Genomic DNA, 14,065 nt, shown 5'->3' with positions numbered 1-14,065 from the left:
AAGCCGCGGGCTGAACACTCACGAGGGCCGAGGGCCGGATGTTTCAAGTCATACTCTTCAACGTCACCAATGGTCTCATCATCGGTGCGTTCTACGTGCTGATGGCGCTCGGTCTTTCCCTGATCCTCAACCTCAGCAACGTCATCAACTTCGCGCACGGCAACTTCCTGGCGCTCGGCGGCTATCTTGCTTTCACGCTGTCGCCGGCGCTGGGTTACTGGGGCGCGTTGCTGGTCTCGCCTTTCATCACCGCGCTGATCGGTCTTGCGGTCGAGCGGTTGATGATCCGGCGCGTCTATAACCGCGATCCCGTCTACAGCCTGTTGCTGACATTCGGCTTCGCCTTCGTGATGCAGGATGCGGCTCGCTATATCTGGGGACCGAACGGACTGCCGCTCGGGTTGCCGGAGTTCCTGTCGCAGCCGATCAGCCCGACGCTGTTCTTCATCACCTGGTATCGCGTCTTCATGGTCGGCGTCGTGATCGTTGCGGTGCTCGGACTGTTCGCGTTCCTGCGCTACACGCAAGTCGGCATCCGCATCCGGGCAGGTACGCTCGACCTCGAGACGGTGGCGTCGCTCGGGGTCAACATCAGCCTGTTGCGGACGTTCAATTTCGCGCTCGGCTGCCTGCTGGCGGGGCTGAGCGGCGTGCTGGCCGCCGGGCAGATCGGCCTCAATCCCAATATGGGCGACGATCTGCTGATGCCGAGCTTCATCGCGATCATTGTCGGCGGCGTCGGCAGCCTGATCGGCACGCTGTTCGGCGGACTGCTGATCGGCGTCGCGGCAGCGCTGACGACCGTCTTCTATCCGTCGGCAAGTGAGGCCGTGATCTACGCCATCATGATGATCGTGCTCCTCGTTCGTCCGCGAGGCCTGATGGGCGAGGAAGGAATGATGGCATGAGTGCTGAGATCGGCACGGGCGCAACCGCCGGGGCGATTGGTACGAGGCGGACCCCGGCCGTTCCGAAATGGGTCATGCTCGCCGTCGTCTGGGCCATTCTGATCGCGGTTCCCTACTGGCTCCCATTGCTCGGCGGTTACACAGCGCTCGCCGGGCGGGTGCTGGTGTTCGGGCTTGCCGCGATGGGGCTGAACCTGTTGCTGGGCTTCACCGGCGTCCTGAGTTTCGGCCATGCCGCCTATTTCGGGCTTGGCGCCTATGGTGCCGGACTCACGTTGCGATATCTCGCCCACAGCACGCCGCTTGCCATGTTGCTGGGGACGCTGCTGGGCGGGCTGGCCGGGACCCTGTTCGGTCTTTTGATCGTGCGCCGCCGCGGCGTCTACTTTGCGATGTGCACGATCGCGTTCGGGCAGCTTTGGTACTATCTCGCCTATAGCTGGAACGACTTCACCGGCGGCTTTGACGGCTTGCGCGATTTTCACCGCGAGCCGATCGGATTTGGTCCGCTGACGCTCGACATCACCGACGGCGGCAACAAGTTCTATTTCTTCCTGCTCGCCGTCTTCGCCCTCGCCGTAGGTCTGATGGGCCTGCTGGTCCGCTCTCCATTCGGCCACACCTTGCGGGCAATCCGGGAGAACGAGCGTCGCGCGCGCTTCCTGGCTATCCCCGTCGAACGTCAGATCTGGCTGTCGTTCTCCATCTCCTGCTTCTTCACCGCGCTTGCGGGCACCCTTTACGCGCTCCTCAACAACTTCGCCGATCCGCTGGCGCTGCACTATTCGCTGTCAGGCTATCTGGTCGTGATGTGCGTGATGGGCGGCATGCGGACGTTCTGGGGGCCACTGGTCGGCGCCGCGGTGTTCGTGGTGCTGCAGGACTACATCTCGTCGATGACCGTGAACTGGATGTCCTTTGTCGGCGCGATCTTCGTGATCGTCGTGCTGTTCTTTCCGCGCGGCCTGCTCGGCATGCGGCGCACGCGCAAATCGGTGTGACCATGCTCGAGGTTCGCAACATCACCAAGCGCTTCGGCAATCTGGTCGCCGTGAAGGACGTGTCGATGTCCGTCAGGCCCGGTGAACTGCGCGCCATCATCGGCCCGAACGGGGCGGGCAAGACCACCTTTTTCAACATGATCAGCGGCTACTTTCCGCCGACCAAGGGATCAATCCTGTTTCAGGGCAAGGACGTGACGCATGTCCCGGCGCACCTGCGGGTCGGACTTGGCATGGGTCGCACGTTCCAGATCACGGAGGTCTTTCCGGAGCTGACCGTCCACGAGAACGTGCTGACCGCGGCGGAAGTCGCGGCGCGGCAGACGTTGCACATGCTGCCGAACCGGGCCGACGCAAAGCTTGCCAACGACGTTGCGGCCGAAATGCTGGCGCTGGTAGGGCTCGGTGCCAAGGCGGACCGGCTGGTCGGCGAGCTCTCCCACGGTGACCAGCGGACCACCGAGATCGCAATGGCGCTGGCGCAACTGCCGCGCCTGTTGCTGCTCGATGAACCGACGGCGGGCATGGGCGATCAGGAGACGTACGAGATCACGACGCTCATTCGTCGCCTGCACAAGGAGAGGAACTACACCATCGTTCTGATCGAGCACGATATGCGCGTGGTGTTCCACCTAGCCGACTACATCACGGTGCTCGATCAGGGCGGCTTGCTGGCCGAGGGAAGGCCCGACGAGATCGCGGCATCCGAGGCGGTGCAGGCAGCCTATCTCGGAGAGAGCCAATGATGCCGCTGAAGGTTGAGGGTTTGCAGACGTTCTACGGCAAGAGCCACATCCTTCACAATGTCGGCCTGACCGTGAACGAAGGCGAGATCGTCGTGCTGCTTGGCCGCAATGGCGCCGGCAAGACGACAACGCTCCGCAGCATCATGGGACTGACCCCGCCACGCGACGGCCATGTGAAGCTGTTCGGGATCGACGCGACCCGGATGTCGCCCTACCAGGTGGCGGGACTGGGCGTAGGTTACGTGCCGGAAGGCCGCAAGATCTTCGCCAACCTGACCGTCGAGGACAATCTGCGGGTGCCGGTCGCGCGGCCGGGCCCCTGGGACACCAAGCGCGTATTCCAGACCTTCCCGCGGCTCGCGGAGCGGCGGGACAATCGCGGCCGCCAGCTGTCCGGCGGCGAGCAGGAGATGCTGTCGATCGCGCGAGCATTGCTGCTCAATCCAAAACTTCTCCTGCTCGACGAGCCGAGCCAGGGCCTCGCGCCGCTGATCGTCAAGGAAGTCTTCCAGATCATCCAGACGATGCGCAAGGAGGGGATTTCGGTGCTCCTGGTCGAGCAGAACGTTCGCGTCAGCCTGGGCATCGCAGATCGCGCCTATGTGTTGGATGACGGTGCCATCATCTACAACGGCAGCGCCGCCGAGCTTGCAAACGACGAGGAGCGCGTCCGCTCGATGGCTGGCGCCAGCGCAAAGGAATGGGCCATCGGCGACCACGAGAGCGCGATGCGATGATGCCCGAAACATTTGCAATCTTCACAGCAGGAGGGAAATGATGCTGACTTTCGTCGAAGGACATCCCAACACCGATGCCGTGACGTTCTACGTGATTGCCGCGATCACGCTCGCCATCCTGCTCTATCGCTTCCACACGCGGCGGGTGTGAGGCCACACCTCGTGGCCTGGGGGAGCAACGATCCGGATCCGGTCGTCGTCCGCGAAGCTCCGCGTTGCGTTGTCACGCATGCCGTCGGCGTTAGTCGTTCTGCGGCTGCTGCTCGCGCGGACGCCGCGTGACCTTTTGCGCGACCTTCAGGAAGTTGAAGATGTGCGGCATCCGGTTGTCGCGCCGGTAGTTCAGCGAAAGTGCGGTCCCGGGATTATGACCCTCGTAGGGGCGATAGGCGACGCCGGGTCGTTCCGATTGCGAGACTGATTTCGGCACCAATGCGATGCCCACCCCGACCGACACCAGGCTGATCGCGGTCTGATAGTCCTGAGCCAGCACCTGCGATTTGGGAATGAAGCCTTCTTCGAGGCAGATGTTGAGGATGTGGTCGGCAAAGCTCGGGCGCGGCTTGCGCGGATAAAGGATGAACGTCTCGGCCTTCAGCGCCGATAGCCGCGTGACCTGCTGTTCGAGCAGGGGCGAGGTGTCGGGCAGAGCGAGGATCAGCGGCTCCTGCAACAGCGGTTCCGACTTCAACTCCTCGTCCTCGAGCGAGGGCCGGGCAACGGCGATATCGATCTCGCGCTGGATCACGGCGCGCTTCTGCTCGGCGTTGTTCATCGCCGACAACGCGAGCTCCACGTCCGGATAGGCGGAACGAAACGCCTTGATCACATTGGGCAGGACGCCGTAGGTCGCGGACCCGACGAAGGCGACGCGCAGGTGACCCGAAAAGCCGTCTCCGATCCGCTTGATCTCGCGGTGCGTTCGATCCAGCCGCTCCAGCACGTCGCGCGCGCGGTCCAGCAGCACGCTGCCGGCCTGGGTCAATCGGATCTGGCTCCGGCTCCGGTCGATGAGCATGACGCCGAGATCGCTCTCGAGTTGCGCGATCTGCCGGCTGAGCGGCGGCTGGGCGATCGCGAGCCGCGACGCGGCACGGCCAAAATGCAGTTCCTCGGCGACGGCGACGAAATAGCTCAGTCGTCTGAGATCCATGACATCGTCGCGGCCGGTCACGGGCTAGCCAAACGGTTGCTTGCGCGCTTCCTGGGAAGCTGCGGGGAAGGCCGGCCGGGCTTCGTGGCGATCGTGCATCGGCGCAAGAGTGAGATGATGGTTCCGATGCGAAGACTGGGCGTGGGCCCCCGGTTTGTCAATTGTCCGCAGGCAGAGCGCCATCTGCCTAGTCCTTGCGGGCGAAGACGCGGATCTTGTCTTCATCGACCTCGACGCCGAGACCGGCGCTATCCGGGACGCAGATCTCGAATTCGTCGAACTTGATCGAGGTGGTGACCAGATCCTCCACGAGGATTCGCGGGCCGAAATGCTCGGTGCCCCATTCGAGCTTCGGCAGCGTGCAGAATGCGGCGAGATGCGCTGCCGCGCCGATGCTGCTTTCCAGCAAGCAGCCGCCATAGAGCTCGAGACCATGCGCAGCCGCAACCGCCGCGGCGCGCTTCATCTCGAACAGGCCGCCGCTTTTGACGAGCTTCAGGGAGTAGACGCTGCCGCAGCCCATCGTCGCAGCGCGAGCGACCTCTTCCTTGGTGAAGGCAGCCTCGTCGACGAGGAGTGGAATCGAGGTCCGCGCGGCAACGCGGGACATCGCCTCCAGTTGCAACGCTGAAACCGGCTGCTCGACGAGGGCGACATCCAGCTCTTCCAGCGCAGGCATGAACCGGACGCACTCGGCTTCGCTCCAGCCCTGATTGACATCGACGATCAAGCGCACGTCGTTACCGAGGCCGCTACGCAAGGCTTCAAGGCGCTTCAAATCACTTTGCGGCCGGTTGAAGCCGAACTTGATCTTGAATTGCCGGTGCTCGCGCCGTCGAAGCTTCTCTTTGGCTTCCTCCAGCTCCTGGCCGCTGTCGCCCGAAGCCAGCGCCCAGATAACCTCCATGCGCTCGCGCACCGCACCGCCGAGCAAGCTGCTGGCCCGAAGGCCAAGCGTCTTGCCGGCGGCGTCGAGGAGCGCGGACTCGATCGCGCCCTTGGCGGCATAGTTGCGGGTGGCGGCCTTGCCCATTCGGATAGCATTGGCTTCGAACGCCAGAGCAGATTGGCCGCGGAGGGCCGGCGCGAGATAGGTCATGACCGTGGCCCGGATCGATTCCACGCTTTCCTCGGCCCAGCGCGGCCCGCCGAGGGTCGAGGCTTCGCCAATTCCAGATACGCCATTTTCGAGCAGGACCCGCACCAGCACATAGCTCTGATGCGTGACCTCCGTGTTCGAAAGCCTGTGCCGGCGGCGCGTTGGGGCGTCCACGATTGTTGTGTCGATGCTGCGGATCGCAGTGTCCTTCGCGGGCGTCCGCATCTGTTCCACAGGCTCGGCGATGTCGATAAGGGCGCGCCCCATAGGTCCTCACTTGTCGGATCGAGAGATGATCCTGCCAAGCCTAGCGCGGCTTGGCAGGACGCAGCGGGTACTACTCCGCCGCAACGAGTTGCTCGGCAGCCGCCTTCTTGAGCTTGAAGTCGAAATCGAGCACGAGGTCGGTATCGGCGCCTTCCGGCGCCTTCCTGAACTTGCCGATCAGGCTCTGCTTGACGGCGAAGACCGAGTCGTTGTCAAGGTACTTGGTCTCGGAATCGTAGATCTGCGAGATCAGCGATTGATAGCCGTCCTTCGACAGCATGAAGTGGATATGGCCGGGGCGCCAGGGATGGTGGCCCATGTATTTCAGAAGCTCGCCGCCTGCGCCGTCATAGGGGATCGGATAGGGCTCGGGGCGAAGCGCCACGAACGCGTATTCGCCATTGGTATCGGTCAAGAGTCGGCCGCGCAGATTGTAGGCCGGCTGCTCCGGATCCTGCAGGTCGTAAAGGCCGTTCGGCGCGTCTTCCCAGACGTCGATCGTGACGCCCTCGATCGGCCGTCCCGCTGTGTCGGTAATCCGCCCCGCGACCCGGACGGTTTGCGCGTTGTCGAACGTCTTCTTGATGATGGACGCGCCCTTGGGCAGGATCGGCGGGTTCTCGCGGTAGAACGGTCCGAGGACGGTGGATTCGCTCTCGCCATCAGTGATGCGATGGTCGAGCATGTCGACCAGCACCTCTACGCCGAGAATGTCCGCGATCAGGATGAACTCATTGCGCTTCTCGTCCGAGATATCACCGGCGCGCCGGAGGAATTCGCACGCGGCGAACCATTCCGGGAAGGTCAGATCGACCTCTCTGCAGAAATCATGCAGGTGACGGATCAGGCTCGTCAGGATCCGACGGTTGCGCGGTGGAATGTCATTCGAGAGCGCTCCAATCACGATATCGGTAATACTGTCCTTGTTGACGTTCAGCATGGTCGTTCCTCCTTTTTTCGTTCGGTTGGGTGGTCTGCGTGTTGTTCTCGGGGAAATCGCGTCTGTCGGCCACTCTCACCAGATGAACTCGTAGCCGGCATGATCCAGCAGCGGTGGTGCAGGGTGCGGGTCGGCGAGGCTGCCGAAGCGGCCACGGAAAAACAGCAGCGGTCGCTTGCTATGGTCCAGCGACATCTCGCGGACATGGCCGAGAAAAATGGTGTGGTCTCCCGCGACGATCGCATCGGCGAGATCAGTCACGAAATAGGCGGCCGCATCGGCGATGACAGGCAGGTCGTTGCGTCGTTCGAAGATGTCGCAGAGATCGAGCTTGGGCTTGCCGGCGAAATGCCAGGCGAGATCCTCCGTGCCCTCGGCCAGCACGCTGACCGCAAAGCGGTTCGTTTTGTGAATGTTGGAGAGCATCTTGGCATTCTTGGCGACCGAGATCGCCACCAACGGCGGATCGAGCGAGACCGACATGAAGGCATTGGCCGTCATGCCGTGATCGCGTCCGTCGCAATGCGTCGTGATGATCGTGACGCCGGTGCCGAATTGACCACAGGCATTGCGCAACTCTCGCGGATCGATGGCGTTCATTGGCTTGCCACCCCGAGTTGGACCAGATCGGATCGGCTGGCCGGTGGTGCGGTCACGATATCTTTCCAGTTTTCGAGCGCGGCCGCGGCGGCCGCAAGGCCGGATCGTCGCAGGGTTCGGATGCGGCTGCTCGACACGATTTCGCCATTGCCGCAGCGCACGGGCGGCAGAATGTGCGTGTTGAAGTGTTGCCGCAGCAGCAGGGCAGTGCCGCCCTTGCAGGACCCGAAGCGGAAATCTTCGCCGACGATCACCTCACGAGGCCGCAAGCGTTGCAACTCGGCCAGGAAGTCGGCCGCGGTGCGCTGCACGTACATCTGGTTGAAGCCGGCAACGATGACGTGATCTGGTGCGAATGTTGCGATGCGCTCGAGCTTTTCGTCCAACGATATCAACGGCTCGGCCTGGCCAAAATAGACCTTCGGCGGAGGATCGAAGGTGTAGACCACGGCGGGAACGCCATGCCACTGCGCTGCCGCAATCGTTTGCCGTAGCAGCTCCTGATGACCGCAGTGAACGCCGTCAAACGCGCCGACCGTCACGACGCTGGCGTCGAGGGCCAATTGCCCGTCGCGATGGAAAGCGACAGCCGAGCTGTCAAAATCCTTGCCCATGGTTCGCTCCCTTGCCGAGTTGTGCGGTTGTTTTGTCCGCTACGGCGTCGCGTTGGCCGGAAGGTCGCTGCCGTCAGGTCCGCGCCACGTAGTCATAGCGCGATTGCGGCGCTCTGCGCGGTATTGCGTGATACCTTTCGCCGGCTCCGGTAGAGCGCGTAGGTCTTCGTCCGATGTCGCGCCGACCAAGAGCGTGACGAATGTTCGCGGATGGTTGCGGCACCGCCCGCCCATCCGGCGACGCAAGCGGAGGAGATACGTCCATGACCACTGCAGCTGCCCTGCGGGCCGATGCGCCCGCGTCGACGACCAGCGTCTATACCGGTGCGGAATTCCTCGACAGCATCCAGGACGGCCGAGAGATCTACATCTACGGTGAGCGCGTCAAGAACGTCACTGAACATCCCGCCTTTCGCAACTCGGCCCGGATGGTGGCGCGCTGGTACGACCGCTTTCATGAGAAGAAGGATCAGATCGGCGTCCTGACCGACACAGGCTCGGGACAGTTGACCCATCCGTTCTTCCTGGGTTCGAGAACGGCCGAGGATCTGATCAGGGGCCGCGACGCGATCGCCGACTTGCAGAAAGTTGCGTTCGGCTGGATGGGCCGCTCGCCGGACTACAAGGCGGCGTTCCTCGGCACCCTGGGTGCGAATTCAGGCTTCTATGGTGAGTACGCCGGCAACGCGAAGAAATGGTATGCCCGGACCCAGGAACGGCTCGACTTCTGGAATCACGCGATCGTCAATCCGCCGATCGATCGCGATCGGGCGATCGAGGACGTGCGCGACGTCTTCATGCATGTCGAGAAGGAGACAGATGCTGGCCTGATCGTCTCCGGCGCCAAGGTCGTCGCGACCGGGTCGGCGCTGACGCATTACAATTTCATCGCGCATTACGGCATCCCGATCAAGGACAAGTCCTTCGCGCTGATCTTCACGGCCCCGATGGATGCGAAGGGTGTCAAGCTGATTGCCCGCTCGTCGTACGAGTTCACAGCGGCCGCGACCGGCTCGCCGTTCGATTATCCGCTGTCCAGCCGCTTCGATGAGAACGACTCCATTCTCGTCTTCGACAAGGTTCTGGTGCCCTGGGAGAACGTCTTCGTCTATGGCGACGTCGACAAGATCAACCAGTTCTTCCCGGCGTCCGGATTCATTCCGCGGTTCACGTTGCACGGCGTGACACGCCTTGCCGTCAAGCTTGACTTCATCGCCGGCCTGTTCTCGATGGCGGTCGAGGCGACCGGGTCGAAGGATTTTCGCGGTGTCCAGACAGCCGTGGGAGAGGTGATCGCCTGGCGCAACCTGTTCCATGGCATTGCCGATGCGATGGTGAAGTCGCCGATCGCCTGGCAGGGGACCGAGGGATACAACCTTCCCAACCTGAACTATGGGCTAGCCTATCGTGTGTTTGCGCCCATGGCTTATCCGCGGATCAAGGAATTGATTGAGCGTCATGTCGCCAGCGGCTTGATCTACCTGCCGTCGAGCTCGGCTGACCTCGAGAGCGACGCGATCCGGCCCTATCTGGACCGCTTCGTACGCGGCTCCAACGGTTATGCGGCCATCGATCGGATCAAGCTGCTCAAGTTGCTCTGGGACGCGGTCGGCTCGGAATTCGGCGGCCGGCACGAGCTCTATGAGCGGAACTATGCAGGCAACTACGAGAACCTGCGCGTCGAGACGCTGATGGCTGCGACTGCAACCGGCGACCTTGGCGCCATGCAGGACTTCGTGCGCAACTGCATGAGTGACTATGATGTATCGGGGTGGACGGCGAAGGATCTCGTCAATCCCGATGACATCAACCTTGTCAGCCGCGGTCTGGTGCAGGGCTGACGATCTGGTAGACAGGCCAATGGAGCCGCCATGATCGCATGGCGGCTCCGGGTCGTTTTGCCCTGTCGCCTCACTGTTCGAGAAGGAGTTCAGCGTCATGCTGTTTCATGTCGAGATGGACGTGCGGATTCCGCACGATCTTCCGGTCGAGAAGACCGATGCACTGAAGCAGGCGGAACGCGCCAGCGCCATGGAACTGCAACGCACGGGCGCTTGGCGTCACCTTTGGCGGGTGGCCGGCCGCTACGCCAATGTCAGCATATTCGATGTGTCAGGCCCGCAGGAGTTGCACGACATCCTGTCCAGCCTGCCGCTGTTTCCGTTCATGGAGATACGGGTCACGCCGCTGTGCCGGCATCCGTCGTCGATTCACGACGACGACCGATAGGCGCTAGAGCATGATCCGGAAAAGTGTGAAGCGGTTTTCCGAAAAGATCATGCTCAAACAAGAAGCTAAAGCGCGATGACGATTCAACCTGATCTCATCGCGCTTTAGTCGACGGCCGTATGCGGCCGCCGATGGCTGCGCGACGACAGTTCGGGGTAGCCGGTCAGCATCAACTTGTCGGAGCGCACGCCCCAGCTTTCGAGTCGGTCGAGGAAGCTCATGCCGAGCAGGTTGGTCTTCATCTGGCCGCGCTGCACCACCAGCGCGGGGACCGATTTCTCGACCAGCTTGCCGACGGCGAGCCGATCGAGCGTCAGCCGCGCCGCCTTGGTGTGACCGCCGGCGGTTTCGAGATCGACATTGTATTCGAGCATCTCGGTCGGCAGGCCGATCGCCTTCGCAGTTTCCCAGGTCAGCACGACCGAGGTTGCTCCGGTGTCGATCACCATCGGCGCGCTGACGCCGTTGATCTTGGCGCGGAACGCGAACTCGCCGCCTTGGCTGCGTGCGATCTCGACCGCAGGAGCGGGCACCGCGGACGGGCTGCTGCTCCGGCCGAGGATCTGGGTGATGTTTTCCCGGGCGCGCGCGATCTGGTTGGGATCGCCATAGGCGACGACCGCGCCGGCGGTTGCCATCAGCATCAGGAGGATAAGGAGGATGCGGCTCACCGCGCGCCTCCCCGCATCGCGCTCACGCGCGCTGCGGACGTGGCTCCATGCGCTCGAGCCCGGCATCCGTCATGCGCGCCGGCAGCGACGCCATCAGCGCCAGCCGTTCTGCGCTCTCCATCTTGTGCCAGCGCGCGATCTCCGGAAGCGTGCGACCGCATCCGAAGCAGAGCTTCGTCCTGGGGTCCATCATGCAGACTGCGATACACGGCGTTTCTGGGCTCATTCTTCAGTGTTGAACGGTTTCAGCCGTTTGTGCAAGTCATCAGCCTATAGTCCGGTGCCGGCACTCATGATCGACTTGCGCCGCACGCGCTTCCGGTCGGCGCTCGGCGACGTCTCCATGGGCTCCGGCTGCATCGGCGGCGCGTCCTCGGACATCGGCGCCAGCGCGCTCATCACGCGTTCCGGCGGAAGCGTGACGATCACCTCGGTGCCGATGCGCAGTTTCGATTTCAGCGTGAAGGTGCCGCCGTGCATGTCGATCAGGCTTTTCGCGATCGGCAACCCAAGGCCCGCGCCCTGTTCCGCCGATTTGATCGAGTTGGAGCCTTGGCCGAACGAGGCCAGCACGACCGGAATCTCGTCCTCGGCGATACCGGAACCGGTGTCCTTGACGCTCAGATATTGCCCGCCGGATGCGGTCCAGCCAACCTTCAGCCAGATCTCACCACCTTGCGGCGTGAACTTGATCGAGTTGGAGAGCAAATTGAGCACGACCTGGCGGATGGCGCGCTCGTCGCCCCAGATCCTCGGCATACCGTGTTCGAACACCTCGTGGATTGTGATGCCGCGGCTGGAGGCGCGCAGCTTCAGGAGATGGTGGCAGTCGGCGACGACATGCACCAGCGCGACCGCTTCCTCGTTCAGCTCGTAGCGGCCGGCCTCGATGCGCGACAGGTCGAGGATCTCATTGATGAGGTTGAGCAGGTGCACGCCGGAATTATGGATGTCGGCGGAATACTCCTTGTAGACCGGCACCGTGTGCCCGCCGAAGATCTCGCTCTTCATCACCTCGGAGAAGCCGAGGATCGCATTGAGCGGCGTGCGCAGTTCGTGGCTCATCTGGGCGAGGAAGCGCGACTTGGCGACGTTGGCGGATTCGGCGCGATGCCGCGCTTCGTCGGAGATCGCCTTCGCCTGTTCCAGTTCGCCGATCAGGGCGTCCTTTTCGGCGCGGGCCTCCAGCGTCGCCAGCGTGGTCGAATGCAGGCGATGCGCAAGCAGCGCGAAATAACCCTCGGCGGCAATCGCGAGCAGGGCCAGCACGTAGTTGTCGAAGGAACCGCGCAGCACGAGATCGAGTGCGATCGCCACTGTGACCGGGATCGTCGCCGCGAGCGCCGCGATCGGCAGGCTCGCCGCCAGCATGCTCGACACCGCGATCACCAGCAGCATCATGAACATCATCAGCGTGTTGGAGGCGAGGTCGCGGCCGGCGGGATGGATCAGGATCGCGGTCCAGCACAGGCCGTAGAGCAGGTCGAGCAGCACGAAGCGCGTGCGCCATTTGCGTGTCGTCGCGACCGAGGGCTGTTCGGCAAGGAAGCGGGAGCAACTGCGGATGATCGCGGCATGGACGCAGAGCATGCCGCAGGTCCACGCGGCGGCGATGATCGGTTGCATCCAGACGCCAAACAGCACGCCGGTTGCAACCACGAGCAGCATGACGACGTAGGAAGCCGACATCCGGGTCTGGGCGTATTGTCTGAGGAGTTCGGCGTCGAAGGCGGGACGGGTTCCACTGGTTGACGTTAACCGATCGCGTGCCTCGCGCACCCGCTGCGCAGCGATGCGCCGGCTGTTCACCGGCGCCGTCACCTGAGGTCCTGCCGGAAGCTGTACAACTTCAGGCTTTTCTGCGGGATTACTCATCAACAACACAAAATCCTGCCCGCGAACCGCGCGGGCTTTTTGCATTGTCTATCTGTGACGCCAAATCATTAAGCGATGACTTAAAGAGCTAAAGAAACTCGTTAACGGGGAGTAAAATTAACTTTTGGCCTTGCAGGCAATGGGACCGCGGCAAGCCCGGTAACCGGTCGATCTGCAGGCCGCCGATGGGCGCGGCCGGGCCGCGCCCATGTGTTCGTTCCGGAGCCGGATCTTAGCGCTGCAACCGAGCCAGCAGGCTCGACGTATCCCAGCGCTTGCCGCCCATCTTCTCGACCTCGGCATAGAACTGGTCGACCAGCGCGGTGGCGGGCAGGGTGGCGCCGTTGCGGCGGGCTTCTGCAAGTGCAATCGAGAGGTCCTTGCGCATCCACTCAACCGCGAAGCCGAAATCGTACTTGCCCTCGTTCATGGTCTTGTAGCGGTTCTCCATCTGCCAGGATTGCGCTGCGCCTTTGGAGATGGTTTCGATCACGGCGGCAACGTCGAGGCCGGACTTCTTGGCGAAGTGGATGCCCTCCGACAGGCCCTGAACGAGGCCTGCGATGCAGATCTGGTTGACCATCTTGGTGAGCTGGCCGGCGCCTGCCGGGCCGAGCAGCTTGCACATCCGCGCATAGGCGCCGGTGATGATCGGCTCCGCGCCCGCGTAGGCGTCTTCGGTACCGCCGCACATCACGGTCAGCACGCCGTTCTCGGCACCGGCCTGGCCGCCGGACACCGGCGCGTCGACGAACTTGAATCCGGCGGTGGTGGCGGTGGCATCGAGCTCGCGGGCGACTTCGGCAGAGGCGGTGGTGTGGTCGACGAAGGTCCCACCCTTCTTCATGCCGGCGAATGCGCCGTCGGGTCCGATCGTGACCGAGCGCAGGTCGTTGTCATTGCCGACGCAGCACATCACGAAATCCTGGCCTTCGGCGGCAGCCTTCGGCGTCGGCGCAGTCTTGCCGCCGAACTTGTCGGCCCATTCCTTCGCCTTCGCTGCGGTCCGGTTGTACACGGTGACCTCATGGCCGCCCTTTTTCACGAGGTGCCCCGCCATCGGGAAACCCATTACGCCGAGACCGAGAAAAGCGACTTTAGCCATGTGTGCTACCTTGTATTTGCCTTGGTGATCGCGCCCCGAGGCCGCGCCGGCAAGGTCGGGGCGGGCGGGGCATTTCTTCCATGGAGGGAGCCGCACCATACCCCCTGCGCAGCGGAGGGC

15 protein-coding genes are annotated in these 14,065 nt (G+C 63.1%); 6 read left to right on the top strand and 9 right to left on the bottom strand.

Translation table 11 applies throughout. The features are described 5' to 3' along the window. Positions 1-38 precede the first annotated feature (38 nt). From AS156_RS28020 to AS156_RS28005, 4 genes are read left to right on the top strand one after another with little or no spacing between them, the layout of a single operon-like run. On the top strand, positions 39-908 hold the full coding sequence (locus AS156_RS28020) for a branched-chain amino acid ABC transporter permease (protein WP_066511416.1): 870 nt from the start codon (positions 39-41) through the stop codon (positions 906-908). Next, positions 905-1,909, top strand: coding sequence for a branched-chain amino acid ABC transporter permease (locus AS156_RS28015; protein ID WP_082747770.1), 1,005 nt, complete (start codon positions 905-907; stop codon positions 1,907-1,909). The genes AS156_RS28020 and AS156_RS28015 overlap by 4 nt, the downstream gene beginning before the upstream one ends. Before the next feature lie 2 nt (positions 1,910-1,911). Then, entirely contained in the window at positions 1,912-2,655 is a 744-nt protein-coding gene (locus AS156_RS28010; RefSeq protein ID WP_347336649.1) for an ABC transporter ATP-binding protein, read from the top strand. Beyond that, positions 2,655-3,392, top strand: coding sequence for an ABC transporter ATP-binding protein (locus tag AS156_RS28005; protein WP_245313097.1), 738 nt, complete (start codon positions 2,655-2,657; stop codon positions 3,390-3,392). The genes AS156_RS28010 and AS156_RS28005 overlap by 1 nt, the downstream gene beginning before the upstream one ends. 241 nt (positions 3,393-3,633) lie before the next feature. Here AS156_RS28005 and AS156_RS28000 read toward each other — a convergent pair whose 3' ends face one another. The 5 genes from AS156_RS28000 to AS156_RS27980 form a co-directional block, all read right to left on the bottom strand. After that, on the bottom strand, positions 3,634-4,545 hold the full coding sequence (locus AS156_RS28000; protein WP_066511539.1) for a LysR family transcriptional regulator: 912 nt from the start codon (positions 4,543-4,545) through the stop codon (positions 3,634-3,636). A 187-nt stretch (positions 4,546-4,732) separates the two neighbouring features. Continuing rightward, entirely contained in the window at positions 4,733-5,911 is a 1,179-nt protein-coding gene (locus AS156_RS27995; protein WP_082747769.1) for a muconate/chloromuconate family cycloisomerase, read from the bottom strand. 70 nt (positions 5,912-5,981) lie between these two features. Next, positions 5,982-6,851, bottom strand: coding sequence for a dioxygenase family protein (locus AS156_RS27990; RefSeq protein ID WP_066511408.1), 870 nt, complete (start codon positions 6,849-6,851; stop codon positions 5,982-5,984). 75 nt (positions 6,852-6,926) lie between these two features. Next, a complete protein-coding gene (locus tag AS156_RS27985) occupies positions 6,927-7,451 on the bottom strand; it encodes a flavin reductase family protein (RefSeq protein ID WP_066511406.1) in 525 nt (174 codons plus the stop codon). Beyond that, a complete protein-coding gene (locus AS156_RS27980; RefSeq protein WP_066511533.1) occupies positions 7,448-8,014 on the bottom strand; it encodes an FAD synthetase in 567 nt (188 codons plus the stop codon). Before AS156_RS27980 ends, AS156_RS27985 begins: the two co-directional genes overlap by 4 nt. 314 nt (positions 8,015-8,328) lie before the next feature. Here AS156_RS27980 and AS156_RS27975 point away from each other — a divergent pair, with 314 nt between their 5' ends. Together AS156_RS27975 and catC are read left to right on the top strand one after the other, a co-directional pair. After that, positions 8,329-9,906, top strand: coding sequence for a 4-hydroxyphenylacetate 3-hydroxylase N-terminal domain-containing protein (locus tag AS156_RS27975; protein ID WP_066511405.1), 1,578 nt, complete (start codon positions 8,329-8,331; stop codon positions 9,904-9,906). 97 nt (positions 9,907-10,003) lie between these two features. Beyond that, on the top strand, positions 10,004-10,294 hold the full coding sequence (gene catC, locus AS156_RS27970; protein ID WP_066511396.1) for a muconolactone Delta-isomerase: 291 nt from the start codon (positions 10,004-10,006) through the stop codon (positions 10,292-10,294). Between the two features lie 104 nt (positions 10,295-10,398). Here catC and AS156_RS27965 read toward each other — a convergent pair whose 3' ends face one another. The 4 genes from AS156_RS27965 to AS156_RS27950 form a co-directional block, all read right to left on the bottom strand. After that, positions 10,399-10,965, bottom strand: coding sequence for a TIGR02281 family clan AA aspartic protease (locus tag AS156_RS27965; RefSeq protein WP_066511393.1), 567 nt, complete (start codon positions 10,963-10,965; stop codon positions 10,399-10,401). Between the two features lie 22 nt (positions 10,966-10,987). After that, on the bottom strand, positions 10,988-11,191 hold the full coding sequence (locus tag AS156_RS27960; protein ID WP_066511385.1) for a DUF1289 domain-containing protein: 204 nt from the start codon (positions 11,189-11,191) through the stop codon (positions 10,988-10,990). 44 nt (positions 11,192-11,235) lie between these two features. Continuing rightward, positions 11,236-12,840 (bottom strand): sensor histidine kinase, encoded by a 1,605-nt coding sequence (locus AS156_RS27955; RefSeq protein WP_066511530.1) that lies wholly within the window; start codon positions 12,838-12,840, stop codon positions 11,236-11,238. A gap of 232 nt (positions 12,841-13,072) precedes the next feature. Further along, complete coding sequence (locus AS156_RS27950; protein ID WP_066511384.1) at positions 13,073-13,945, bottom strand: NAD(P)-dependent oxidoreductase; 873 nt, start codon at positions 13,943-13,945, stop codon at positions 13,073-13,075. Positions 13,946-14,065 lie beyond the last annotated feature (120 nt).

Source organism: Bradyrhizobium macuxiense (assembly GCF_001542415.1).
Classification (GTDB): domain Bacteria; phylum Pseudomonadota; class Alphaproteobacteria; order Rhizobiales; family Xanthobacteraceae; genus Bradyrhizobium; species Bradyrhizobium macuxiense.
Note: the sequence above shows the minus strand (reverse complement) of the source record. Positions and strands in the feature narration are given on the sequence as shown.

Coding starts and splice junctions, on each gene's coding strand:
- AS156_RS27975 (WP_066511405.1), top strand. CDS start 8,329: ATGACCACTGCAGCTGCCCTGCGGGCCGATGCGCCCGCGTCGACGACC.
- AS156_RS28020 (WP_066511416.1), top strand. CDS start 39: ATGTTTCAAGTCATACTCTTCAACGTCACCAATGGTCTCATCATCGGT.
- AS156_RS27985 (WP_066511406.1), bottom strand. CDS start 7,451: ATGAACGCCATCGATCCGCGAGAGTTGCGCAATGCCTGTGGTCAATTC.
- AS156_RS27960 (WP_066511385.1), bottom strand. CDS start 11,191: ATGAGCCCAGAAACGCCGTGTATCGCAGTCTGCATGATGGACCCCAGG.
- AS156_RS27955 (WP_066511530.1), bottom strand. CDS start 12,840: ATGAGTAATCCCGCAGAAAAGCCTGAAGTTGTACAGCTTCCGGCAGGA.
- AS156_RS27995 (WP_082747769.1), bottom strand. CDS start 5,911: ATGGGGCGCGCCCTTATCGACATCGCCGAGCCTGTGGAACAGATGCGG.
- AS156_RS28005 (WP_245313097.1), top strand. CDS start 2,655: ATGCCGCTGAAGGTTGAGGGTTTGCAGACGTTCTACGGCAAGAGCCAC.
- AS156_RS28000 (WP_066511539.1), bottom strand. CDS start 4,545: ATGGATCTCAGACGACTGAGCTATTTCGTCGCCGTCGCCGAGGAACTG.
- AS156_RS27990 (WP_066511408.1), bottom strand. CDS start 6,851: ATGCTGAACGTCAACAAGGACAGTATTACCGATATCGTGATTGGAGCG.
- AS156_RS28010 (WP_347336649.1), top strand. CDS start 1,912: ATGCTCGAGGTTCGCAACATCACCAAGCGCTTCGGCAATCTGGTCGCC.
- catC (WP_066511396.1), top strand. CDS start 10,004: ATGCTGTTTCATGTCGAGATGGACGTGCGGATTCCGCACGATCTTCCG.
- AS156_RS27950 (WP_066511384.1), bottom strand. CDS start 13,945: ATGGCTAAAGTCGCTTTTCTCGGTCTCGGCGTAATGGGTTTCCCGATG.
- AS156_RS28015 (WP_082747770.1), top strand. CDS start 905: ATGAGTGCTGAGATCGGCACGGGCGCAACCGCCGGGGCGATTGGTACG.